Source organism: Tepidibacillus fermentans, assembly GCF_004342885.1.
GTDB classification, from domain to species: Bacteria; Bacillota; Bacilli; order Tepidibacillales; family Tepidibacillaceae; genus Tepidibacillus; species Tepidibacillus fermentans.
The window spans coordinates 135,683-159,149 of the sequence record NZ_SMAB01000003.1; the positions used below are offsets into that span (position 1 = coordinate 135,683).

Consider the following 23,467-nt stretch of genomic DNA (forward strand, 5'->3'; position numbering starts at 1 on the left):
TCAACCATTCATCTCATACAAAGCTAATCCCTTTTTCGCTGCTGTAATTTCATTTCCATTCCTTGATCACTTGGGTAATAATATCTTCTTCCCGTTAATTCGTCTGGTAAATACTGTTGCTCGACATAATGATTCGGATAATCGTGGGGATATTTATATCCTATTCCATGACCAAGCTGCTTGGCTCCTTTATAATGAGTATCTCGCAAATGTTTTGGAACTTGGCCTAATTTTCCAGCGCGAACATCACTTAACGCAGAGTCAATGGCACGAATCACCGAATTTGACTTCGGACTTTCAGCTAAAAAAATGACACATTGTGCGATATTAATGCGAGCTTCAGGAAGACCAACAGCTTCCAAAGCATGAAAAGTTGCAATTGCTTGTTCTAAAGCGGCAGGGTTGGCCATACCAATATCCTCAGATGCATGAACAATTAATCTTCGAACAATCAGTTTCGGATCTTCTCCTGCTTCTAACATCCGGGCGAACCAATAAAGAGCCGCATCAGTGGCACTTCCCCGGATCGATTTGATTAACGCGCTCATCATATCGTACCGTTGATCAGCAGTATCATATCTCATGGCCGGTTGTTGAATCGACTCTTCTGCTACTTGTTTCGTAACATGAATGATTTCCGACAGGTCAGGTTCCGTTGTGGTTACTGCTAACTCTAAAGCGTTCAATGCTTTGCGTAAATCTCCATTAGCGGTTGTGATTAAATGTTCCAGTGCATCTTCATCCATAACAACATGATATTCCCCTAATCCTCTTTCCCGATCTTCTAAAGCTGTTCGTAAAGCCGTTTTCATTTCTTCGTAAGTTAGAGGTTCTAAGCGAAAGAGAAGGCTTCGTGATAATAATGCAGAGTTTACTTCAAAAAAAGGATTCTCCGTTGTTGCACCAATTAAAATAATTTCCCCTTTTTCCACCGAAGGTAACAATGCATCTTGTTGTGACTTATTAAAACGATGAATCTCATCTAAGAAAAGTATCGTTCTTTGTCCATACAACTTTAATCGTTCAGCGGCTTTTTCTATCACTTCGCGAACTTCTTTTACCCCAGTACTTACCGCATTTAAACGAACGAATTCGCTTTTTGTCACCTGACTAATGACATATGCTAAACTCGTTTTTCCCGTACCCGGCGGACCATAAAGGATTATGGAAGTTAAGCGATCTGCTTCGATCGCTCTTCTTAATAGTTTTCCTTTGCCAATGATATGTTGTTGCCCAATATACTCATCGAGATTTCTTGGACGAAACCGATCGGCTAATGGTGCAAATTGTTTTGCTGTATCCGAAAACAAATCAAACATTGATGATCTCACTACCTTATGCTTGACTTCTTTTTTTGCTAATCTGATAAAAGGCATCAATCGTATCCGAAATATCCTGATCCGTAATATGACGGTGAGTGGTTAAGCGAATCAAATATTCACCAAAGGCGCTTCCTAGAATTTGACAATTCTTTAACTCCTCTAAAAATTGATGAGCAGTCATACCTGTATCTTTGACATCAATTAAAACAATATTGGTTTGGACCGACTCAAGTTCAATTTGAATTCCCTTAATCTCTTGTAAAGCGACTGCTAACTCTTTTGCCCTACGATGGTCTTCTGCAAGGCGATCGACCATTTGCGTTAAGGCAACAATTCCTGGTGCTGCCATTATACCCGCTTGTCTCATACCTCCACCTAACCGTTTTCGCCATTTTCTTGCCACTTCAATAAAATCCTTTGGTCCAGCAAGAACAGATCCAACTGGGGCACTTAATCCTTTGGAAAAGCAAACCTGAACTGTATCCACATATTGTGTGAATTCCTTTACATCCACTTCTAACGCCACAGCGGCATTAAACAATCGAGCCCCATCTAAATGCACTGCAACTCCTTTTTCTTGCGCCACTTGATAAACTTCTTTCATATATTGCGGTGGCAGGATTACCCCGCCTGCACGGTTATGGGTATTTTCTAAGCCAATCATCGCCGTATGGGGTAAATGAATATCGCGATCATCGCGAATCGCTTCACGGATTTTATCAATTGGCATTTGTCCTTTTATTCCAGGAATAATCCGCGTTTGCACTCCTGCTAAAGCAGCAGCTGCTCCTCCTTCATAATAAAAAATGTGAGAATCTGCTTCTAAAATAATCTCATCCCCGGCTTTCCCATGTGTTAAAACAGCAACTTGGTTTCCTTGTGTACCACTAGTGACAAAAAGTGCCGCTTCTTTTCCTAATTTCTCAGCCGCTAATTCTTCCAATTGCCTTACCGTAGGATCTTCACGATAGACATCATCTCCAACTTCTGCTTCATACATTGCTTTTCTCATTTCTTCGGTAGGTTTTGTCACTGTATCACTTCGTAGATCAATCATTTTTTTCTCTCCTTATTGATTTTTTTCAGCAAATGTTTCAATGTATTCTAATCCCTCAGTCCAATCCTTAATTCGAGGGATTGCTTGGTTATAATGTTGATTATACCTTGCATCAACAATAACGGTATGAATATTCGCAGCTAAAAGCCGATCTAAATGTTCGGGATCATCTTCAAAAAAGAGATCAATCCTTAAATCTTTGGCAATCTTCCCTTTATCATGGATATTCATATACAAATTGGTTCCATCAAAAGGAAATCCATGTTTTTGAAGCCATTCTTCTGTAATGTCCCTTATTCTTTTGAAATTAGGTCTTGCTGTAATGAAAAAAATTTCATGACCCTCTTTTTTTAATTGTTGCAATGCTTCCGGAGCTCCCTCCAACGGGATTCCGATTGTATAGATCTTACTCTCTAATTTTCGCCATAATTTTCGTCCTTCTTCACCACTTAATCCATACGGTTCATCAAGATAAAAAGTGGTGACTTCGTCCTCTTTTACATCCATATTTAATTCCTCATTATATAACTGAATGGCAGCTTTTTGTGTCTGTTTAATCGTGCCATCAATATCAACGCCAATCCGCATATCTATCACTCCATCCTTAAATACTTTTACATGTAATATATCATTTCCTACGTCATTTAGAAAAAGAAGGACAGGGTTCCTCCTTCAAACAAAGATTTATTTCCCTTGATTTGCTTGAATTCGTTGTATAATAGCATTTACTGCTTCATCTAAGGCTTTCTGGGGTTCCAATCTGTTAGTAACCGTTAATTGTAAAGCCTTTGTCATTGGATTCCATACCTCCGCCATTTCTGGAAGATTTGGTATTGGATCTGCGTTTTGGGATTGAAGAAGAATTGCTTTTGCTTCTTCATTATTTACGATCATTGGATCACTGATGAGTTGTTTTAAAGGTGGAATTTCTCCTGTCTTTTCGAAATGAATTTTCGCATTTTCTGGATTCGTTAACCACTCTATTAATTTGGTTGCCCAACCTTGGTTTTTAGAATATGGTGTAACAAACCATCCTTTTACATTCAAAAACGTTTTCACTGGTTTTCCATTGGGAAGAGACGGCATAGGGGCAATACCAATATCAATGGTTGCATTCTTATAGGTTTGGATCGCACGAGGATCGTTCATCACAGCGGCAACCTTTCCTGCAGTAAACAAACCATCCATCGTCTGTGTTCCCGATTCCCCAATGATCTCTTTGGGAAATAACCCTTCAGCGTACCACTTTTGAATATACTCCAAACCTTGAACAGCTCCTTGGTTATTTAACCCAAGATCTTTTGGTGAAGGAATTCCTTCTTTTTCGCCAAAAACATAACCACCAAATCCACTGATGATTCCATGTGCAAAATAATAGTTATCCCAAGGGGCTAAAAAACCATAATAACCATATTTTGTGAATTCTTTCGAAAAAGTATATAGCTCATCAAAAGTTATGGGAGCTTGAGCCATTAGTTTCTTGTTATAAATAAAGATTGGTGTTTCAATCGATCGCGGCAAACCAAAAAGTACTCCTTTATAAGTTAAAGCATTGATCGCTGATTCATTAAATTGGCTTACGAGCGCTTTGTCTACTTTTATTGGCATGACTAAACCTCGTGTCACGGCTTGCCCCAATTGGGTATGTGGCATGGTAATCACATCGGCTGCATTACCTGCAAGCCCCTCTTGATAGAGTAGTTCTAGCATCTTTGTGATGTCTACTTCTTTAACCTCAACTTTGATTCCATATTGCTGCTCAAAACGATTTAACGCGGGTTCGATCCCGGCTGTTTTACCAATCTCATCCCAAACCACTAATTTTTTAGGTTTTGTTTCAGAAACTATTTGCTTTTGATCTCCATCTAAACTACACCCTAAAGAAAAGACAGCGAGAATCATTATCGATAGGAAAATAGAAAAAAACTTTTTCATCGACAAAATACCCCTTATTTTTGTGTTAGATTTATTTTATTTTACAAGTATTTTTTGATCATTGCCAACCATCGTTTTTACAAAGGTGGAAAATGTTGTTTTCACTATTTCTTTTTTGTATCAATATGGATATAATGAAAATAGATATTTAGTTATTTATCTAAATATTCAATGACATAAATATTATCAAAAAAATGGATTCTTTGTGAAAGGGAGTGAAACGTTTGTCATCGTTTAATTTGACCTTTAAAGCCCTATCTGATCCAACAAGACGGAAAATTATTCAACTTTTAAATAAAGGACCAATGACAGCTGGGGAAATAGCAGATCATTTCAATATGACAAAGCCGAGTATTTCTCACCATCTCAACTTGCTAAAGCAAGCAGATATGATTCGGGATGAAAAAAGAGGCCAATTTGTTATTTACGAGTTAAATACTACGGTTTTTCAAGATATTATAAATTGGTTTATTGATTTTACCAATAAAAAAGAAGAAAGGGAGTGACGAATTGATCAGAAAATCTGATTGGTTATTATTATTTTTAATCTTGTCAACCTTTGTAGTCGGCATTATCGTTTATCCTCAAATGCCTGATCAAGTACCCATGCATTGGAATATACAAGGGGAGGTTGATCGATATGGTGGGAAGTTCCAAGGGACATTCATGTTACCGCTGATGATTCTAGGCTTGTTCTTCCTATTCCTACTTTTACCTAAGCTTGATCCAAGAAAGGAAAACTATCAAGGTTTCAAACGAACATACGGAATCATTCAATGGTCAATTCAATTTTTTTTAGTTGTAATGTATTTTCTTACTCTCTATCATTCCTTAGTTCCAAAAAATGAAATCCCAAAATTCTTGCAAATTTCGTTTGCTGTTCCATTCTTGGTCTCCGTCTTATTTATTGTTCTGGGGAATTATATGGGAAAAGTAAAAGATAATTTCTTTGTTGGAATTCGTAATCCATGGACATTAAGTAGTAAAGAAGTATGGTATAAGACACATCGCCTAGCAAGTAAACTCTTTGTCATCTCAGGGATCCTTGGAATAATTGGTTCTTTCTTTGGTGGAAGTATTGCGTTCATTATGTTATTGGGTCCTGTAATCTTATCAGTTATATTACCCATGATCTACTCTTATGTAATCTATCGAAAAGAATTAAAAAAATAATTGAATCATTTCTAAAAAGAGACGATCACATTTCTACTGATCGTCTCTTACTTTGCTAATCAAATCCCTCACAACAACGCTTGCCATAATTAAACCCGCTGCAGGAGAAACAAAGGAATTACTCGATGGGGGAGTTTTTTCTTTTCGGATTTCGCTATTTGGATCACCGATCTCTTTGTATAACTCTTCATGTGGAGTGAGTGGTTGCTCGGGTGAAAAGACGACTTGGATGCCTTTTGTGATGCCATGCTTTTTCAACTCATGTCGTATGACTTTGGCTACTGGGTCCATGTGAGTCTTAGAGATATCCACCACTTGGAACTGAGTTGGATCCAATTTGTTCCCAGCACCCATTGAAGAGATTAGAGGAATGTTTCTTTTTTTGCATTCCACCATCGTGAGAATCTTACTACCAATGGTATCAATTGCATCGATAACATAATCCGGTTGATAGGAGAAAATCTGTTCCATCGTTGTCTCATCATAGAAGAGTTGAAGCGGGATGACTTCACATTCGGGATTAATATCTAGGATACGCTCCTTCATTAATTCTACCTTTGATTGTCCAATTGTCGTAGATAATGCTGGAATCTGCCTGTTAATATTTGTAATATCTACGATTGCATGATCTACTAGTATGATTCTTCCTATTGCTGAACGAGCTAAGGCCTCTGTTGCAAATGACCCTACTCCTCCAACTCCTAATACGACAATCGTACTTTTTCTTAGTTTGTTTACTTGTTCGATACCTAACTGCAACTCAAGTCTGGAAAACGAATGAACCATTTACTCTTTTTCCCCTTTCTTGTTCAATTCAAGAAAGTGACGAATCACAACACTTGCAGCAATTAAACCTGCCATCGGTGGTACAAAACCATTACTTGAAGGTGGCATTTTTTCTTTGCGAATCGTACTTTCCTCTTTCCCTACTTCTCGAAATAATTCTTTCTTTGGGATAAGAGGCTTCTCAGGAGAAAAAACAACCTGTACTCCTTTTTCAATACCATGTTTTTTTAATTGTTGGCGTACAAACTTCGCTACAGGATCCATATAAGTTTTCGAGATGTCTGTCACAATAAATTGAGTTGGATCTAATTTATTTGCCGCACCCATTGAAGAGATGATGGGAATATTTCTTTTTTTACTTTCAAGAATCACATGAACCTTACTACTTAAGGTATCAATCGCATCGATAATATAGTCTGGATCGTAAGAAAAAATCTCATCAGCAGTATGTTCATTATAAAATAAATGCAAAGGAACAACTTCACATTCTGAATTGATCGCTTTAATTCGATCTCTCATTACCTCTACTTTTGGTTTTCCAATCGTTGAATGTAGGGCATGGATTTGCCGATTGATGTTCGTGATATCAACTTTATCTTTATCTACTAAAATTAATCTCCCAATTGCTGAACGAGCTAAGGCTTCAACTGCGTAAGAACCAACACCGCCGATGCCTAAAACTGCAACCGTCTTTTGTTTCAGTCGTTGAATGTTTTCCGTACCAATTCCTAATTCAAAACGAGAAAATGCGTGAATCATATGTATTTCCCTTCTCATTTATCTAATAATAAAAAAGAGCCCCGGGTATGCCGTGTCTCCTAGGTTTTGAACCTGCTCTCGCAGGTGGGTGCTCTGTCATTTGCTTCCTTGTTTCATGATAAATCATGCTCTCAATTCCACAAATGAACCCGAACTCCCGATTAAAAGGGTGTTGGCTCAAAACTATCGTGAAATCACGTACATCTTAGGGCTCTCATATTATTCTATGTGGTTTTATGTTACCATACTCATTTATTGAAAATCAAGTGAACATTTTTACAGAACTGTGTAAATCTAGGCTTTTATATTTTCTTTAATTTCTAAATGAAGTTCCTCTAATTGCCTATGGTCAACGATAGAAGGAGCGCCTGTTAACAAGCAATTGGCCCCTGCTGTTTTCGGAAAAGCGATCGTATCTCTTAAATTATTCCGTTTGGCAAGAAGCATAATGATTCGATCCAAACCAAAAGCAATTCCACCATGTGGAGGAGTACCGTATTCAAAAGCTTCTAATAAGAAACCAAACTTATCCCATGCCTCCTCTTTGGTGAATCCAAGCGTTTTAAACATCTTTTCCTGAATCTCTTGTTTGTAAATCCTCAGACTTCCCCCACCTAATTCGTAGCCATTTAATACCATATCATAGGCCTGAGCACGTACTTTTAATGGGTCAGTATCCAATAGTGGAATATCCTCTACTCTAGGCATTGTGAATGGATGATGTTCCGCTACATATCGTCCTTCTTCCTCGTCATAGGCCAAAAGTGGGAAATCAGTAACCCATAAGAAGCGATAAACATCTTGTGGGATAAGATTGAGATCCTTTCCCAATTTAAGGCGAAGGTTTCCTAAAGCATCTGCCACAACTTTTTTTGAATCGGCCACAAAAAGAATCAAGTCCCCTACTTCTATTTCAAGTATCAGACGTAATTGACTCAATTCTTCTTCCGTTACGAATTTGGCAATAGAACCTTTTACTCCATCTTCTTTAAAAGCAAGCCATGCGAGTCCTTTTGCACCGTAACGAGCAACGAATTCAGTTAATTGATCAATATCTTTTCGGCTGTAATGGGCCGCTCCTTTTGCATTAATGGCTTTGATTTGCCCACCATTTTCAATCGTTGATCGAAATACTTTAAATTCGCTATTGTTAAACACTTCTGTTAAATCTTTAATTTCCATCCCAAAACGAATGTCAGGTTTATCCGATCCATAACGTTCCATCGCTTCTTGATAAGTTATTCTAGGGAATGGACGAGGAACCTCATATCCAATCGTTTCTTTAAATAAACCCACCATCATTTCTTCCATTAAATCTTGAAACTCTTGTAATGGCATAAAAGACATCTCAATATCCACTTGTGTGAATTCAGGTTGACGATCCGCACGTAAATCTTCATCACGGAAACATCTTGTGATTTGATAGTAGCGTTCAAGACCAGCTACCATTAATAGCTGTTTAAATAATTGGGGGGATTGTGGCAATGCATAAAAATGTCCTGGATGTTTCCGACTAGCGACCAAGTAGTCCCTTGCTCCTTCAGGGGTACTTTTTGTCAGCATCGGCGTTTCAATATCCAAAAATCCATGCTTGTCCAAAAAATTCCGGATAAAAGTTGTCGCTTTATGGCGCAAAATTAAGGTGTTCTTCATTTCATTTCGCCGTAAATCAAGATAACGATATTTTAATCGTAATGTTTCATCGATATCAATATGATCTTGAATAAAGAATGGTGGGTTTTTCGCTTCATTGATGATGTTAATTTCCTTTAATTCTACTTCAATTTGTCCCGTTTCTATATTTGGATTAATGGTATTTTCAGAACGCTTTACAACAATTCCTTTTACTGCAATTACATACTCATTTCTTAGTTTATCAGCAATTTCATGTGCTTCTTTTGACGTTTCTGGATTAACGACTAGCTGTACAATCCCACTTCGATCTCTTAGATCGATAAAAATTAAACCACCTAAATCTCTTCTTTTTTGAACCCAACCTGTAAGAACAACTTCCTGATTCACATTTTCTAAACTTAATTTTCCACACTCATGTGTACGATACATTTCCATGTTAAGTTCCACCTTTACTTTAATTTACTTGTTAATATCGGAATAATCTCGTAAATAGGAACATCTCGTTGTTCACCATTACTCATATCTCGTAAAACTACCTGTTCACGATCAAATTCATCATCGCCCAGAATCATGACGTATTTGGCTTGAAGACGGTCGGCCGCCTTCATTTGCGCCTTTATTTTTCGTCCCAAATAATCTTTTTCCGCTTTGATTCCCTGTTTTCGTAAATCATCAAGAATCTTCATACTAACAGAATCTGCTTTTTCTCCAATTGTGACAAAATAAACATCGACACCTGTATCCAATTTGCCATCGATTCCCTTTTGTTTTAGAGCTAAAGCAATTCGTTCAATCGAAAAAGCAAAACCGATTCCTGGAACATCATTTCCACCAATCTCAGCTACTAATCCGTTGTAACGGCCTCCACCACAAAGTGTACCTACAGCTCCTATATCTTCAGAAATAATTTCAAAAGCGGTTTGTGTATAATAGTCAAGGCCACGAACTAATCTGGGATTTTCCACGTATTGAATTCCCATTTGGTCGAGATAAGATTTTACTTTCTGGTGGTGAGTTCTACAATTATCACATAAATATTGATCAATTGTTGGCGCATCTTTAGTCAATTCTTGACAGGTTTCATTTTTACAATCAAGAATACGCATTGGATTTCGTTCTAAACGAGATTGGCAATCCTTACATAAATGTTCTTTTACACCATGTAAGTGTGTGACTAATTTCTCCCGGTGAATAGGTCGGCATACTGGACATCCTACGCTATTAATCTCTAAGCGTAAATTTCTCAAACCCATTTCTTCAAATAAGCGGATTGCCATCGAAATGACTTCTGCATCAACTGCTGGGTCGCTACTACCTAGAACCTCGACTCCAACTTGGGTAAATTGACGCATTCGACCTGACTGTGGACGCTCATATCGGAACATTGGACCAATATAAAATAATTTCGTTGGATCAGGATTGGCATACAGCTTGTGTTCGACAAAAGCACGAACCACAGAAGCAGTTCCCTCTGGTCTTAATGTGAGACTACGTCCACCTCGATCTGTAAAGGTGTACATCTCTTTCTCGACAATATCTGTGGTTTCTCCAACCCCACGTTGAAATAACTCCGTATGTTCGAAGATAGGTGTCCGTATTTCTTTATAATTGTACCGTTTAAAGATCCCTTTTGATGTTTGCTCAATATAATCCCATAATTCCGCTTCTTCTGCCAACACATCTGCTGTTCCCCTTGGAACTTGAAACTTCATACAAATCCCCCTATCCTAAAGGAATAGAATTATCTAAATTTTTTCTAAATAATAAAAAAATCCCTCGTCTGATGATTGTACATCAGGGACGAGAGATAGAAGTTCTTTCTTCACCCGTGGTGCCACCCTAATTGGAATGAATCCCACTTCATTCGATAACGCTAATTCCTAGCGCTGCTTGGCTACTCGTTATAAATACTCCTTTCGCCAAGAGTTCTCGGGGATGTCTTTCTTTAGGTCGTAATAGAGAGATGATCGCAGCCAACTCATCTCCTCTCTGGCTATCCGGTGCCTAAATACTTTTTCCCTTCACCGAATCACTATTTAATTGTTAATTATCTTACTTTGCGAAAAACAGAATGTCAAGTTTTTAAGAATGAAATATTTGGTTCAGTTGTTTAATTTTTTTCATTGTCGACTCTTTTACGGTTTCAATATATGCTCGTGGTTCTTTTGGATTAGGAAAACGAATGACTGTATCGGACTTTGGTGCAATCAGTTTACTCACTGCTCCACTACCTAAACCAATGATCGTCTGTTTTTCTTCCATGATCAATATATTATAAAGACTTTCTTTCCCTTCGCGGGAGTAACCAATATTTTCCAAATTTCCCAACATATTTTTTTGTCGATATAAATAATAAGGTTGATAATCATTCTTCTTGGTCCAAGTTGTTGCATAGTCCATCATTCGTTGAATCTCTTCAGGGTCCGTGATTTCAAATTCTTCCTTATTCTTCGTTAAATAAGATGCTCGTTTAAAAGCCATCGTATGAATGGTTAAGGACTCTGGTTGTAGTTGATGAATTTGTTCTAACGAGTATTGAAGTTCTTTTAGCGTCTCACCCGGTAAGCCAATAATGAGATCCATATTAATATTGTTCACATTCATTTGCCGTGCTAAATGGAATTTTTCTATGGTTTCTTCCACAGTATGATGTCGTCCAATTACATTCAATGTCTCTTGTGTAAACGTCTGAGGATTAATACTCATTCGATCCACATTCCAACGATTTAATACATCAATCTTATCATTGGTAATGGTATCTGGTCTCCCTGCTTCAACCGTAATCTCCCTCACAGATTGAAGATCAATCCACCTCACTAATTGCTGAAAAAGATGGTCTAACTGATCCGCTTCGATACTTGTCGGTGTTCCTCCACCAAAATAAATAGTTGTTACTTTTCTGCCTGAGTTCTTTAACCACTTGCCAATTTGCTCAATCTCATACTCTAGTCCTTTTAAAAAATCTTCTACTGTACCATTTCGTCCTGTAATGGCATATGCAGGAAAAGTACAATAAGCACATTTGGTAGGGCAGAAGGGGATGCCAATATATAGGCTTACTTCTTCATCAATCTGATACAGATCAGGGATGACCTGTAATTGTCTTTGAACGATTTCACGTAATAAAGCAATTTTATTGGGTTTTAACAAATAATCCCTAGCCAAAGTTCGATTTACCTCATCATATGGAAGCTTGCGACTTAATCGATGATATAACTTCGTTGGTCGAATCCCTGTTAGAATCCCCCAGTCGTGCTTTTTCCCTGTAAGATGTTCAAGGATTTGGATCCAAACATAACTAATTCCTTGTTTGACTACCTTTCTTATTTGCTCATCCGTTTCTAGGGAAATGGTTCGATCATGTTCAAAGGTAATTGTATCCATCCTGTTCAACACTTTTGCTTGAACGAATATCAGCGAATAATTTATATGATAATGGAACTCAATGGTAATCATATCGTCTGTTTCTAATTGAGAATGATCATACACCAATTGATCTCCATCTGATTTAAACAGATCGAAGAGACGTTCAATGTCTCGTTTGAATCGTTCTTCTAGATTGATAATGTTATAGATCATGTTTGCCCCTCCATCAATGACTAGAAACAGTATACTGATTCTATTTTCAAAAGACAAGTGAAGGGAAATTTTGTTTCCGTTGTCCTGCTCCGCACTTCCAAAAGTCCGCTACTTATGGAATATACAAACCCACTATCTTCAAATCACTGGCTTGTATAATTCTTGTTATACATTAAAAAGCAACCTAACATGATTTGCTAAGTTGCTCTTCCATGTTTCATATTCATCGATACCAATGGATCTATTTCCCGGGAAAATTGTCCTTCCATCAGAATTTCTTCTTTCGCCAACTTATCCTGAAAATCCAATGAAAACATTTGATTCCACAGTTTCAAATACAATTCCTTCTTCGCTTGGTGCATATGATACCTCCATTACTTTCTTCAGAAATTAGTATTACCAAAAATTGTTGATTTTAGATGCTTTGGAACTAATTTTCGCAATGAAGCAGGAATCTAAGGTAAATAAAACGAAAATCTTTGTTCATACACCCTCTAGAAAGGAAGGAAGAGCTTTGAAACGAAGGTTCCTTTTTAATCTTCTTCTAGTTCAATTCGTTATTTTTTCAGCAATTATGCCTCAGCAAAACGTTTATTCTTCCACTATTGCAACAGTAAAGGGGAATATTATCAATGTAAGAAAAGGACCTGGGTTAGAATATGATATATTGGCACAGATCAAACAGGGAGAAAAATATCCTGTACTTGAAGAAAAATATGGCTGGGACAAAATAAAAATAGGTAATTACTATGGTTGGGTTGCTGATTGGTTGGTTGAAAAAAATGTGAGCGAAACGAATAAAAGTGAACAAACCGTTAAAGCTGCCATTCAAAATTTAAATGTTCGCTCAGGCCCAAGTACAAGTTTCCCGATTATCGGTCAAATCCATAACGATAAATACTATCTTATTGTCGATCAAGAAGGAGATTGGTTAAAAATTCAACTGAAACCAGGACAACAAGGATGGGTCGCCAAATGGTTAACCAAACAATCGAATACTCCACCATCGAAAGAAACATCGAAAAAAGAATTTGTAAAGATTCAATCCAATCGCTTAAATGTAAGATCAGGCCCTTCGACAACCTATTCTGTCATCGGTCAATTATTGAAGGGGGACCAGATTGAAGTATTTGAGATTAAAAATGGTTGGTATCGAATTCGTTACAATAACCAAGATAGTTGGATCGCAAGTCAATATGCGTCAAAAGTAGATCACAATGAGGAAATGACGAATTTACCTAAAGTGTTCATTACCCTTCCAGGAACCAACATTCGGAAAGAACCAACAACTTATTCACCAATTATAGCGGTGGTTCAAAAAGGGGAGCAATTCCCGATCATCGGAACAGAAGGAGATTGGTACTTGATTCAGTTACCAAGTGGACAAAAAGCTTACGTGGCAGGCTGGATCGTCTCCGTTACAGGAATAGAAAAAAAGATAAAGCACGGAATCGAGAATGCTTTGGCTGGACGTACCATCGTCGTGGATGCTGGGCATGGTGGATACGACTCTGGTTCAATCGGTACTTATTTTAATACGAAAGAAAAAGACGTGAATCTAGCTGTAGCCAAACTACTACAAAAGAAATTAGAAGCTTCAGGAGCGAATGTCATCATGACGAGAGATAGTGATTACAAAGTTTCTCTTGAACAAAGAACTTATCTCGCCATTAAAAATCAGGCGGATGCGTTTATCAGTATTCACCATAATACAATTTCTAACCCTCAGATTAAGGGGACGATTACCTATTATTATAAGAATATAGACCAAAAACTCGCTCAAACCGTTCATCGAGAACTCTTAAAGCAAAATAAACAAATCGATCTAAATCCTCGATTTGGTAACTTTTTCGTTTTGCGAGAGAATCCAATACGATCCATTCTCGTCGAACTCACTTTTCTCACGAATTATGAAGATGAGCTTCAAGCTCGTTCTCCGATCTTTCAAGAACGATCTGCAGAGGGAATTTTTCAAGGAGTGATTAAATATTTTCAGGATAAATAAGAAAGGATAGGAGCACCTTACTTCCTATCCTTTCTTAACGTATAATCTGGAGATATCGGGTTTATATATTCCATAAGCAGCGACTTTTGGCAGCCACTTTCTCACCTAATCATTATTTTACGGAAAGTGGCGGACAACGGAGCGCATTGGAATATACAAACCTAATTTTTAATCTAGACCACAAAGCACAAGTACATTTTCATCTATAAAATTAAGATTCTAAAATAATCGTAACAGGACCATCATTGATAAAGTCCACTTCCATCATTTCACCGAATAGCCCAGTTTCTACATGGGCCCCTTTTTCTCGCAACAACTGGTTTAGCCGTTCATAACATTGTTTTGCTTTATCAGGTTTTGCAGCATTCATAAAATTAGGACGTCTCCCCTTTCTGGCATCGCCATAGAGGGTAAATTGGGAAATGGATAAAATACTGCCGTTTACATCAAGTAAAGAGAGATTCATTTTCCCTTCTTCATCTTCAAAAATTCTCAGATTCACAATCTTATCTGCCAAGTACTCTACATCTTTCTCTTCGTCATCATGAGTGACTCCAACGAGTAAAACGAATCCCTTTTCAATAGCGCCTACTACTTCGTTATTCACGAGTACTTTACCTCGCTTTGCCCTTTGAATTACAATTCTCATCACGATATCCCCCTCTACTGCATAATCCTGCGAACGGTATAGACGTCTTTGACTCGTTTAATCCGCTCAACGACAGAATGAAGATGTTCAGTATTATGAATCAGAATCGTCATCAAAATCGTTGCGATTTTATTCTTGTCCGATTTTCCAGAAACAGCCGTCATATTCGTCTTCGTCTCGGATACAGCTTGGAGAACTTCATTCAGTAGTCCTCTTCGATCCATTCCTGTTACTTCTATGTCGACATTATAGGCTTGATCTTGATGATTATCCCATTCAACAAAGATAAATCGTTCATTCCCATCCTTAAGTTGTTGAATGTTAGGACAGTCCGTTCGGTGGATGGAAACCCCTCTCCCTCTTGTAATAAATCCGATAATATCATCACCAGGAACGGGGTTGCAACAACGGGAAAAACGAACCAATAAATTATCCACACCTTTTACTTTTACGCCATTTGCAACCTTTTTCTTAGGAGTTGTTGACACTGGCGGGCGTAATTCGATACCTTTGGCAAGTTCATCACCATTTGCCTTCTTTACCTTTTCAATCAGTCGGGTAACGATTTGCATGGCGGTGAATCCACCATACCCAATCGCAGCAAGCATATCTTCTTCATCATTAAAATTGAACTTTTGCGCCACTTCCCGTAAATTCTCTTGCGTCATGACCTGACTGATATCATATCCTTGACGACGAAGCTCCCTTTCAATACTCTCTCTACCTTTTACAATATTTTCTTCTCGTTTTTCCTTTTTAAACCATTGCTTAATTTTATTTTTCGCTTGCGAAGACTTGGCAATCTTCAACCAGTCTTGGCTCGGACCATAACTATGTTTTGATGTTAAAATTTCAACGATGTCCCCAGTTTTAAGTGGATGATCAAGCGGTACAATCTTGCCATTCACCTTTGCTCCTATACACCGGTTCCCTACTTCCGTATGAATCCGATAAGCAAAGTCTAAGGGAACAGACCCTTGTGGAAGTTCAATTACATCTCCTTTTGGAGTAAAGACAAAGACTGCATCGGCAAATAAATCCATCTTTAAAGATTCCATGAATTCTGTCGCATCTTTATAATCGTTTTGCCATTCGAGAATTTCTCTAAACCAGGTTAGTTTTTCTTCAAACGAACCATCGGCTTGCGCTTTCCCTTCCTTATAAGCCCAATGTGCAGCAATTCCATATTCTGCCGTATGGTGCATTTCAAAGGTTCGAATTTGAACTTCTAAGGGTTCTCCATTTGGCCCAATGACTGTCGTATGCAAGGACTGATACATATTCGCTTTTGGCATCGCAATATAATCTTTAAAGCGACCGGGCATTGGTTTCCATAGAGTATGAATGGTTCCTAATACGGCATAACAATCTTTAATGGTATCCACAATCACGCGAACAGCTAATAAATCATAGATTTCGTCAAAACGCTTGTTCTGTTTTACCATTTTCCGATAAATACTATAAATGTGTTTTGGTCGACCCGCAATCTCTGCGTGGATATCTAGGTCTTTTAACCGATTTTCAATCGCTTGAATCACCTTTGCCAAATACTCTTCTCTTTCCGCTCTTTTCCGCTTCATCAGATGTACAATCCGATAGTATTGCTGAGGATTTAAATAGCGTAGAGCGATATCCTCGAGTTCCCATTTTATTGTTGAAATACCAAGACGATGTGCCAATGGAGCAAAGATCTCCAACGTTTCATTGGCGATTCGTCGCTGCTTATCCTCAGGTAAATGCTTTAAAGTCCTCATATTATGGAGGCGGTCTGCTAATTTAATTAAAATCACACGGATATCTTTTGCCATCGCGACAAACATTTTACGATGGTTTTCTGCTTGTTGCTCTTCTTTAGATTTATATTTAATCCTGCCTAATTTGGTCACACCATCTACCAAACGTGCCACCTCGTCACCAAAGACCTTCGTGATCTCATCTAAGGTGACAGGAGTGTCCTCAACCACATCATGAAGAAGTCCAGAGATAACGGTTACCACATCCAATTGCAAATCTACAAGAATCTCAGCGACTTTTACTGGGTGAATAATATAGGCTTCTCCCGATTTTCGGAATTGTCCTTCATGAGCCTTGTTTGCAAAGTCATAGGCTTGTTCGATTAGTGCGATATCCTCATCAGACATATATTCTGCAGCTTTTTCCAATAATTGATCCATACCATGATCCATCGTTTTCACCTGATATCTATAAATATCATATATCATTTTATTATTACTAATTTTCATTCTAAAGTAAAGAGATAGAGGAAACAATTGTTTTCCAAATAAAAGAAACCTAACACGGGAATTGCTAGGTTTCCTAACAAGATTTTATATGATTTTTATAAAAATTAACTCATTATTTAATACCATTAGTAGGTAACCAGAGAGAAGACTTCATAACCTTTTAATGCTTCTCGTCCCTTGAGATAACTTAGCTCAATTAAGAATGTTGCACCAACAACGATACCCCCTAATTTTTCTACGAGTTCAATCGTTGTTTTGATCGTTCCACCTGTAGCCAAAAGGTCATCTGCAATTAATACTTTTTGACCGGGTTTTATTGCATCTTTATGCATCGCTAATGCATCTTTCCCATATTCCAAATTATAGCTAGCCTGAATCGTTTCAGCAGGTAGCTTCCCTGCTTTCCGTACAGGGATAAAACCAACACCTAATGAATAAGCCAGAGGAGCTCCAACAACAAAACCTCGTGCTTCTGGTCCAGCAATTAAATCGATATCAAATCTTCTAACAAATTCAGCAAGATCATTAATTGCTGAACGATATGCTTCCCCATCTTTTAATAAAGTAGTTATATCTTTAAAACTAATTCCTTCTTGAGGAAAGTCCGGGATTACCCGTATCAAGCTTTTATAATCCATGATTCAATGACTCCTCCTAATTCCTCTTGGACTTATGTAAGAACCAGTCCCTTAGATTTTTTGTATTAGAATATAAGAAAATTTCCTTTACCTTTTCCTTTTCCAAGTATTTACGATAGGATAATGATTGCACTAATTCCTTTTTCTCAGGATTCGGATGTAAGGTAAGAATATCTCCATCTACTATTATAAAACCTAATTCACGAAAAACTTCAAGTATAAAATGAAAAGTTTCTGAACTAATCCCTAATTTTTTAAAAAAATGTTCGGCTTTTTCTTTTTGTTTTAGTTCAGGATGTTTTCTTAAGAAAGAATAGACCTGTTTCAATACGTTACGATTTGGCGCGGGGTCAAATCTATATTTAGTATGAACAAAATTTTCATAAATACAATAGAGCTTTTCAACTTCTTTCAGTTCACCCATAATCTCTTCCATTGTGGAAACTCTTGGCGGCAGATCATAAAGAACAACCTGTTTGAACCTTGTTACTGTGAATGTCCTTTTTTCCCAACGTTGGTACGATATTTTTCGCGCCAATTGAAAAATCGAAAGCTCCTCTTTTTGAACTTCTTCATCATAGAAAATAAGTGCTTGCTCGTGATCTAGCTCTTTTAATGATTCTTCTTCAACCTTCCGATTTCGCCAATCAAAGATTTGGAGATGAGGGATTTGAAAATCACGGATCATGATTTGTGGTTTCTTTTCCCCGTTCCATTCGTTCACATTTAGTTCTCCTAGGATACGAATTTCAGAAGAAGCTGCAATCTCTTTATTTAGATGGCCCATTTTAAAAGCTAAGGCCTCTATCATCTTATTTTGGTTGGCAACCGTCATTTTTAAATGCTGTTGATCTTTACCGATCGTGGATATTTTGGCGATTTCAACTTTTTCAATCATCCATTTCGGGCTCGGATTACCCATACCAAATGGTTCCATTTTTTCAATTTGTTCAATCAAAGGAATCGTTATCTGATCCAAATTACAAACCATATCTACATTTTCAGTCGGAATAAAATCCTCTGCATTTAGCCATTCTTCCGCCAGTAGATTTAATTTTTGTCGAAATTGAGGGATATCTTTTTCGTGAATACTTAATCCTGCTGCTGCTGTGTGGCCACCATAATGAGGCAGTAAATCTTTTGCTTCCGTCAGTGCTTGGTAGATATCATAGCCAACAATACTTCGTGCCGAACCTTTAGCCATCCTTGTCTCAGGATCTATGCTAAGCACGATCGTCGGGCGATAATATTTTTCAAGAATACGAGAAGCAACGATACCAATGACTCCGACATTCCAGTTCTCTTTGGCTACGACGAGTACTTTATCCTTTTGCATTTCATGAGATTCGATGATTTCAAACGCTTCTTTAGTGATCATTTCAACAATTTCTTGTCTTTCTTGATTAATCATACCTAAAGTATTCGCCAATTCTTTTGCTAATTCTTCCTCTTCCGTTATAAAAAGGCGAACAGCATGATCGGCTGTTTCCAAACGACCACTCGCATTAATTCTCGGAACAATCCCAAACCCTACATGTCCAGTTGTGATTTTTTTTCCTTTTAATCCCGCTTCTTCAAGTAGTGCTTGTAATCCAATGTGTTCTGTTTTTGCGAGTTGCTCTAAGCCTGCTCTTGCAATAATGCGATTTTCATCGATTAATGGAACAAGATCACCAATCGTACCAATAGCGGCTATATCTATGTACTCCATGGGAATTCTCCCTAAAAGTGCATGAGCAAATTTAAAAGCAACGCCAACACCAGCCAATAACTTAAAAGGATATGTTTCCCCTGGTGTTTTTGGATTTATAATCGCAAAAGCATCAGGAAGAATTGCTGGGGGTTCATGGTGATCGGTAATTATCAAATCTAACCCTAATTGCTTGGCCAAATGCGCTTCTTCAACGGCACTTATGCCGGTATCTACGGTAATCACCACTTGAAATCCCTGTTTCGCTGCCTCTTCCAACGCTTCTTTATTGAGTCCATATCCTTCGGTAAACCGATTCGGGATATAATAATCAAAATTGGTTCTTAATTGCTTCAACGTCTTATACATCATGGTGGTACTGGTAACACCATCTGCATCATAATCCCCATATATTAACACTTTTTCCCCTTTTACGATTGCGGTATGAACTCGATTCACTGCTTTTTTCATGTCCAGAAACAGAAAAGGATCATATAACATCGAGACATCATGGTTTAAAAATCGTTCGATCTCCTCTTTCTTTTTGAGACCACGAATGGCTAACAACCTAACAACCACTGGATCTAATCCCGTCTCACGAGCGAGCATTTCTACGATCTCATCTTCCACTTCCTGAATGAACCAACGTTTCTTTGGTTCTAACATTTCCTCCACTCCTAGATTGATTTTTTTCTATATTTTATTGTATGAGAAACGGTTCGTCTGACTGTTTTTGATAATAAGTGGTTTGGTAAGGGTTGATATGTACAAATACATCTTTTACATTATGAAATTGTAAGAGTAATGTTTTTTTTACTTCTTTACCAATCTGGTGTCCTTGCTCTACCGTAATCTTGGGATCGACTGCAATTTTTAAATCAACGATAACATAATGGCCATGTTCTCTGGCAAATAATTCATCCACATGCATGACACCAAACACTTTTTCTACAGCCGCAACGTATTCTTTCGTTTCGTCTTCTTGTAACACACGATCTAATGTATTGTGTATCGTTTCTCTTCCTAGATCATAAGCCATTTTGAGAATTATAATCGCTACAACGGCACCAGCTAGTGGGTCTAAATAAAGCAGCCAATGGATTTGATATTTCCCTCCAAAAACTGCTCCACCAATGCCAATTAAAGCCCCAATGGAAGAATAGACATCGGATCGGTGTTCCCAAGCGTTCGCAATGACAGCAGGAGAATTGATTTTTTTCCCTACCCGATATTTATACTGAAACATCGATTCTTTTACAATAATCGAAAGAATGGTTGCATAAATGGCTAGCATTCCCGGTGCCTCAATATGTTGTTGGAACAGTCCGCGAATAGAGGAATAGGCGACTTCAACCCCTACAAAAAAGAGTATCACAGAGACGATAATTGCAGCAATATTTTCTGCTTTTCCATGACCATAAGGATGGTCCTTATCAGGTGGTAACTGTGCTGCTCTTAAGCCAATGAGAACAGCAATGGAACCTGCTACATCGGAGGCAGAATGGGCGGCATCAGCAATTAACGCTTTACTATTTGCAATCATCCCTGCAACCCCTTTTACTAAGGATAGTAGAAGATTACCGATAATCCCAACCCATGCTGCATATTCTGCTTTTTGAAAACGCTGTTCTTTCATAATTTCCTCCTCAAGTCAGAAGAATCCGAGTGATCATTTCAGAAGAAAAACCGCGGTAGGCCCGCGGTAACAGATCTTACAATTATAGTTTTAACCATTTTTCTTATCTTACGCTTCCTTTAGTTGAACTCGTTTCTTTTTAAAATCACGGCCTTTCCATACGACCCAAATCTGAGATGCAATAAATATAGATGAATAGGCTCCAGTAAACAAACCAAACAACAGTGCTAACGAGAAATTATGAATTCCTGAGCCACCGAAGATAAACAAGGCTAAGGCCGTAATGAAAACAGTAAGTACCGTATTAATCGAACGGGATAACGTTTGATTCAAGCTAAGGTTCACTACATCTTCAAGCTGATCCATACGCTTAATGTTCGCCTTTTTCAGATTATCTCGAATTCGGTCAAAGATAACGATCGTATCATTCACCGAATAGCCCACAATGGTCAAAATTGCTGCAATAAAGGTAATATCTACTTCTAAACGGAAGATCGAAAACATAGTAATGACGAAAAAAGCATCATGTAACAAGGCAATGATCGCTGCAATCGCAAAACGATATTCGAAGCGGAATGTTACATAGAGAATAATTCCAAGGGAAGCCCATAACACAGAATAGATTGCTTTTCTCGCTAACTCCCTACCAATCGTTGGGTCAACCGTACTCTCTTGAATATCTACTTTTGAACCATATTTTGATTGAAAAACACTACGAATGATCGGTAGTACATCTTTAGAAACGGTTTGATCAAAGCGAGCAACAGCAATCTCATTATTGTTTCCGGCTGTCCGAATAACTGTTGGTTTTAAGTTCACATTTTGAAATCCCTTTGCCTTCGCTTGATCTTCTGCTTGTTTTAATAATGTCTTCACTTCTGTATCTGTAAAAGCTTTACCAATATGAATGTCAAGCCGAGACCCACTCTTAAAATCAATTCCTAGATTCAGACCAAAAATAAGTAATGAGATGATTCCTAATATCGTAATAATCCCAGAAATAGCAAAGAAAATATTGCGATGTCTTACAAATTCAAATTTATAGTTCACGAATCTCAGCCTCCTTCACGCCAAAGAGCCATGTTTTGGATGTAAGATTCGATTTGACAAACAAGTTGATTAACAATCTTGCACCAAAAACAGCAGTTACCATACTTACGAGGATACTAACAATTAACGTAATCGCAAAACCCTTGATCTGACCGAATTCACCGATAATGAATAGAACAAGTGCAGCAATAATCGTTGTTAAGTTCGAATCGAGAATTGTTGCAAACGAACGTTGATATCCTACTCGAATCGCAGACATGAGACTTCTACCAGCTCTTAATTCTTCTTTTATTCTTTCGTAAGAAATGATATTGGCATCAACAGCCATACCAATTCCTAATACCAGTGCAGCGATTCCTGGTAAAGTGAGTGTTACATGCATTTGCCAGAATACAACAAGAATGAGATAAATATAGAAAACAAGTGTAAAGCTTGCAATAAACCCAGGTAATCGATAATACAAAATCATGAATAATAAAATGAGTACGGTACCAATGATACCCGCCTTCACTCCTAATTGTAAGGCTTGCATCCCTAAACTTGCCCCTACACTTTGCGATTGGATCTCCTTCAGCTGAAGTGGTAAAGCTCCAGCATTTAATAAATCAGCAAGTTCTTGAGCCTTTTCTACACTTTCTTGTCCAGTAATCACAGCCGTCCCTGTAGTAATGACAGATTGAACCGTTGGATTTGTAATTAAATCCTCATCAAGATAAATACCAATGGGTTGTCCAAGATATTTGCTCGTAATATCTCTAAATTTGTTCGCATCCTTAAGTTTTAACTGGACGACTGGTTGATTGGTTTGAGTATCTACATCTACTTTTGCTCCACCTTGAACCAAATCTTTTCCATCTAGTAAAATTTCGTTATTCACATTTCGAAAAGTAAGTCGAGCTGGCTTTCCTAGCAATTCCCTTGCAGCATCTTGATTGGTAACCCCTGCAAGTTTGACACGAATTCGATCTTGGCCTTCGATATTGATCTCAGGCTCTGTCACCCCAAGTACATTAATCCTTCTTTCAATCGCACGAACCGTATCTTTTAACCCTTGGCTAGTTACTTTTTCTCCTTCTAACGGAGAAGCCTGATATAACACCTCAAAACCGCCTTGTAAATCGAGACCTAACGTAATATGACGTACTACATAGTTGGACGTAAAAGCCATTAGCAATGAAAGGGATAGGATGATGGCAATGAGTGCAATAAGTTTATTCCAGCGAATCATTCATAGTATCCTCCTTTTTCACTCAATAAGGAAATTATAACCCTTTTCCATATCACAGTGCAATGAAAGGGTTCGTGGGTTG

18 protein-coding genes, 1 other RNA gene, 1 pseudogene and 1 other annotated feature are annotated in these 23,467 nt (G+C 37.9%); of the genes and pseudogenes, 3 read left to right on the forward strand and 17 right to left on the reverse strand.

The features are described from left to right. Positions 1 to 23 precede the first annotated feature (23 nt). From EDD72_RS03325 to EDD72_RS03340, 4 genes are all read right to left on the reverse strand, one after another. Entirely contained in the window at positions 24 to 1,319 is a 1,296-nt protein-coding gene (locus EDD72_RS03325; protein ID WP_132767215.1) for a replication-associated recombination protein A, read from the reverse strand. Between the two features lie 16 nt (positions 1,320 to 1,335). Beyond that, positions 1,336 to 2,379: a low-specificity L-threonine aldolase gene (ltaE, locus tag EDD72_RS03330; RefSeq protein WP_132767216.1), complete on the reverse strand. Its 1,044-nt coding sequence runs from the start codon at positions 2,377 to 2,379 to the stop codon at positions 1,336 to 1,338. A 12-nt stretch (positions 2,380 to 2,391) separates the two neighbouring features. After that, positions 2,392 to 2,967, reverse strand: a complete 576-nt coding sequence (locus EDD72_RS03335; protein ID WP_132767217.1) for a 5' nucleotidase, NT5C type — start codon at positions 2,965 to 2,967, stop codon at positions 2,392 to 2,394. A 96-nt stretch (positions 2,968 to 3,063) separates the two neighbouring features. Further along, entirely contained in the window at positions 3,064 to 4,314 is a 1,251-nt protein-coding gene (locus tag EDD72_RS03340; protein WP_132767218.1) for an extracellular solute-binding protein, read from the reverse strand. 224 nt (positions 4,315 to 4,538) lie between these two features. On the opposite strand from EDD72_RS03340, the gene EDD72_RS03345 reads away from it, so the two are divergent. Together EDD72_RS03345 and EDD72_RS03350 are read left to right on the forward strand one after the other, a co-directional pair. After that, entirely contained in the window at positions 4,539 to 4,820 is a 282-nt protein-coding gene (locus EDD72_RS03345) for an autorepressor SdpR family transcription factor (RefSeq protein ID WP_424565521.1), read from the forward strand. 4 nt (positions 4,821 to 4,824) lie between these two features. Further along, entirely contained in the window at positions 4,825 to 5,487 is a 663-nt protein-coding gene (locus tag EDD72_RS03350) for an SdpI family protein (RefSeq protein WP_132767219.1), read from the forward strand. A 33-nt stretch (positions 5,488 to 5,520) separates the two neighbouring features. Here the strand turns inward: EDD72_RS03350 and EDD72_RS03355 are convergent, their stop codons facing one another. The 7 genes from EDD72_RS03355 to EDD72_RS12470 all read right to left on the reverse strand — a co-directional run bounded on the left by EDD72_RS03355 (position 5,521) and on the right by EDD72_RS12470 (position 12,608). Further along, on the reverse strand, positions 5,521 to 6,273 hold the full coding sequence (locus tag EDD72_RS03355; protein WP_132767220.1) for a tRNA threonylcarbamoyladenosine dehydratase: 753 nt from the start codon (positions 6,271 to 6,273) through the stop codon (positions 5,521 to 5,523). Beyond that, the gene (locus tag EDD72_RS03360; protein WP_132767221.1) at positions 6,274 to 7,032 is read right to left on the reverse strand and encodes a tRNA threonylcarbamoyladenosine dehydratase; all 759 of its coding nucleotides are present in this window, start codon (positions 7,030 to 7,032) and stop codon (positions 6,274 to 6,276) included. Positions 7,033 to 7,066: 34 nt separating this feature from the next. Beyond that, positions 7,067 to 7,247, reverse strand: a non-coding RNA gene (gene ssrS / locus EDD72_RS03365) — 6S RNA. A 79-nt stretch (positions 7,248 to 7,326) separates the two neighbouring features. Continuing rightward, positions 7,327 to 9,096, reverse strand: a complete 1,770-nt coding sequence (gene aspS / locus EDD72_RS03370; protein ID WP_132767291.1) for an aspartate--tRNA ligase — start codon at positions 9,094 to 9,096, stop codon at positions 7,327 to 7,329. Positions 9,097 to 9,116: 20 nt separating this feature from the next. Next, entirely contained in the window at positions 9,117 to 10,379 is a 1,263-nt protein-coding gene (gene hisS, locus EDD72_RS03375) for a histidine--tRNA ligase (RefSeq protein ID WP_132767222.1), read from the reverse strand. 81 nt (positions 10,380 to 10,460) lie between these two features. After that, positions 10,461 to 10,701: a binding site (T-box leader), on the reverse strand. 48 nt (positions 10,702 to 10,749) lie between these two features. Then, complete coding sequence (locus EDD72_RS03380) at positions 10,750 to 12,246, reverse strand: coproporphyrinogen III oxidase (protein ID WP_132767223.1); 1,497 nt, start codon at positions 12,244 to 12,246, stop codon at positions 10,750 to 10,752. 197 nt (positions 12,247 to 12,443) lie between these two features. After that, positions 12,444 to 12,608: a hypothetical protein gene (locus tag EDD72_RS12470; RefSeq protein WP_165894953.1), complete on the reverse strand. Its 165-nt coding sequence runs from the start codon at positions 12,606 to 12,608 to the stop codon at positions 12,444 to 12,446. A 152-nt stretch (positions 12,609 to 12,760) separates the two neighbouring features. Here EDD72_RS12470 and EDD72_RS03385 point away from each other — a divergent pair, with 152 nt between their 5' ends. Further along, positions 12,761 to 14,251, forward strand: coding sequence for an N-acetylmuramoyl-L-alanine amidase family protein (locus tag EDD72_RS03385; protein WP_165894954.1), 1,491 nt, complete (start codon positions 12,761 to 12,763; stop codon positions 14,249 to 14,251). Positions 14,252 to 14,462: 211 nt separating this feature from the next. On the opposite strand, the gene dtd is transcribed toward EDD72_RS03385, so the two are convergent. From dtd to secD, 6 genes and pseudogenes are all read right to left on the reverse strand, one after another. Beyond that, the gene (gene dtd, locus EDD72_RS03390) at positions 14,463 to 14,900 is read right to left on the reverse strand and encodes a D-aminoacyl-tRNA deacylase (RefSeq protein WP_132767226.1); all 438 of its coding nucleotides are present in this window, start codon (positions 14,898 to 14,900) and stop codon (positions 14,463 to 14,465) included. A 14-nt stretch (positions 14,901 to 14,914) separates the two neighbouring features. Further along, a complete protein-coding gene (locus EDD72_RS03395) occupies positions 14,915 to 17,074 on the reverse strand; it encodes a RelA/SpoT family protein (protein WP_424565522.1) in 2,160 nt (719 codons plus the stop codon). Positions 17,075 to 17,268: 194 nt separating this feature from the next. After that, on the reverse strand, positions 17,269 to 17,781 hold the full coding sequence (locus tag EDD72_RS03400; RefSeq protein WP_132767228.1) for an adenine phosphoribosyltransferase: 513 nt from the start codon (positions 17,779 to 17,781) through the stop codon (positions 17,269 to 17,271). A 16-nt stretch (positions 17,782 to 17,797) separates the two neighbouring features. After that, positions 17,798 to 20,137, reverse strand: coding sequence for a single-stranded-DNA-specific exonuclease RecJ (gene recJ, locus EDD72_RS03405; RefSeq protein WP_132767230.1), 2,340 nt, complete (start codon positions 20,135 to 20,137; stop codon positions 17,798 to 17,800). A gap of 34 nt (positions 20,138 to 20,171) precedes the next feature. Continuing rightward, the gene (locus tag EDD72_RS03410) at positions 20,172 to 21,107 is read right to left on the reverse strand and encodes a cation diffusion facilitator family transporter (protein ID WP_132767232.1); all 936 of its coding nucleotides are present in this window, start codon (positions 21,105 to 21,107) and stop codon (positions 20,172 to 20,174) included. Positions 21,108 to 21,215: 108 nt separating this feature from the next. Then, positions 21,216 to 23,382 (reverse strand): annotated as a pseudogene (gene secD, locus EDD72_RS13065) (protein translocase subunit SecD). Between the last annotated feature and the right edge of the window lie 85 nt (positions 23,383 to 23,467).

Bases quoted from the DNA above. Each gene is read 5' to 3' on its own strand.
- EDD72_RS03325 (WP_132767215.1), bottom strand. From the start codon at position 1,319: ATGTTTGATTTGTTTTCGGATACAGCAAAACAATTTGCACCATTAGCC.
- ltaE (WP_132767216.1), bottom strand. From the start codon at position 2,379: ATGATTGATCTACGAAGTGATACAGTGACAAAACCTACCGAAGAAATG.
- EDD72_RS03335 (WP_132767217.1), bottom strand. From the start codon at position 2,967: ATGCGGATTGGCGTTGATATTGATGGCACGATTAAACAGACACAAAAA.
- EDD72_RS03340 (WP_132767218.1), bottom strand. From the start codon at position 4,314: ATGAAAAAGTTTTTTTCTATTTTCCTATCGATAATGATTCTCGCTGTC.
- EDD72_RS03355 (WP_132767220.1), bottom strand. From the start codon at position 6,273: ATGGTTCATTCGTTTTCCAGACTTGAGTTGCAGTTAGGTATCGAACAA.
- EDD72_RS03360 (WP_132767221.1), bottom strand. From the start codon at position 7,032: ATGATTCACGCATTTTCTCGTTTTGAATTAGGAATTGGTACGGAAAAC.
- aspS (WP_132767291.1), bottom strand. From the start codon at position 9,096: ATGTATCGTACACATGAGTGTGGAAAATTAAGTTTAGAAAATGTGAAT.
- hisS (WP_132767222.1), bottom strand. From the start codon at position 10,379: ATGAAGTTTCAAGTTCCAAGGGGAACAGCAGATGTGTTGGCAGAAGAA.
- EDD72_RS03380 (WP_132767223.1), bottom strand. From the start codon at position 12,246: ATGATCTATAACATTATCAATCTAGAAGAACGATTCAAACGAGACATT.
- EDD72_RS12470 (WP_165894953.1), bottom strand. From the start codon at position 12,608: ATGCACCAAGCGAAGAAGGAATTGTATTTGAAACTGTGGAATCAAATG.
- dtd (WP_132767226.1), bottom strand. From the start codon at position 14,900: ATGAGAATTGTAATTCAAAGGGCAAAGCGAGGTAAAGTACTCGTGAAT.
- EDD72_RS03395 (WP_424565522.1), bottom strand. From the start codon at position 17,074: ATGGATCAATTATTGGAAAAAGCTGCAGAATATATGTCTGATGAGGAT.
- EDD72_RS03400 (WP_132767228.1), bottom strand. From the start codon at position 17,781: ATGGATTATAAAAGCTTGATACGGGTAATCCCGGACTTTCCTCAAGAA.
- recJ (WP_132767230.1), bottom strand. From the start codon at position 20,137: ATGTTAGAACCAAAGAAACGTTGGTTCATTCAGGAAGTGGAAGATGAG.
- EDD72_RS03410 (WP_132767232.1), bottom strand. From the start codon at position 21,107: ATGAAAGAACAGCGTTTTCAAAAAGCAGAATATGCAGCATGGGTTGGG.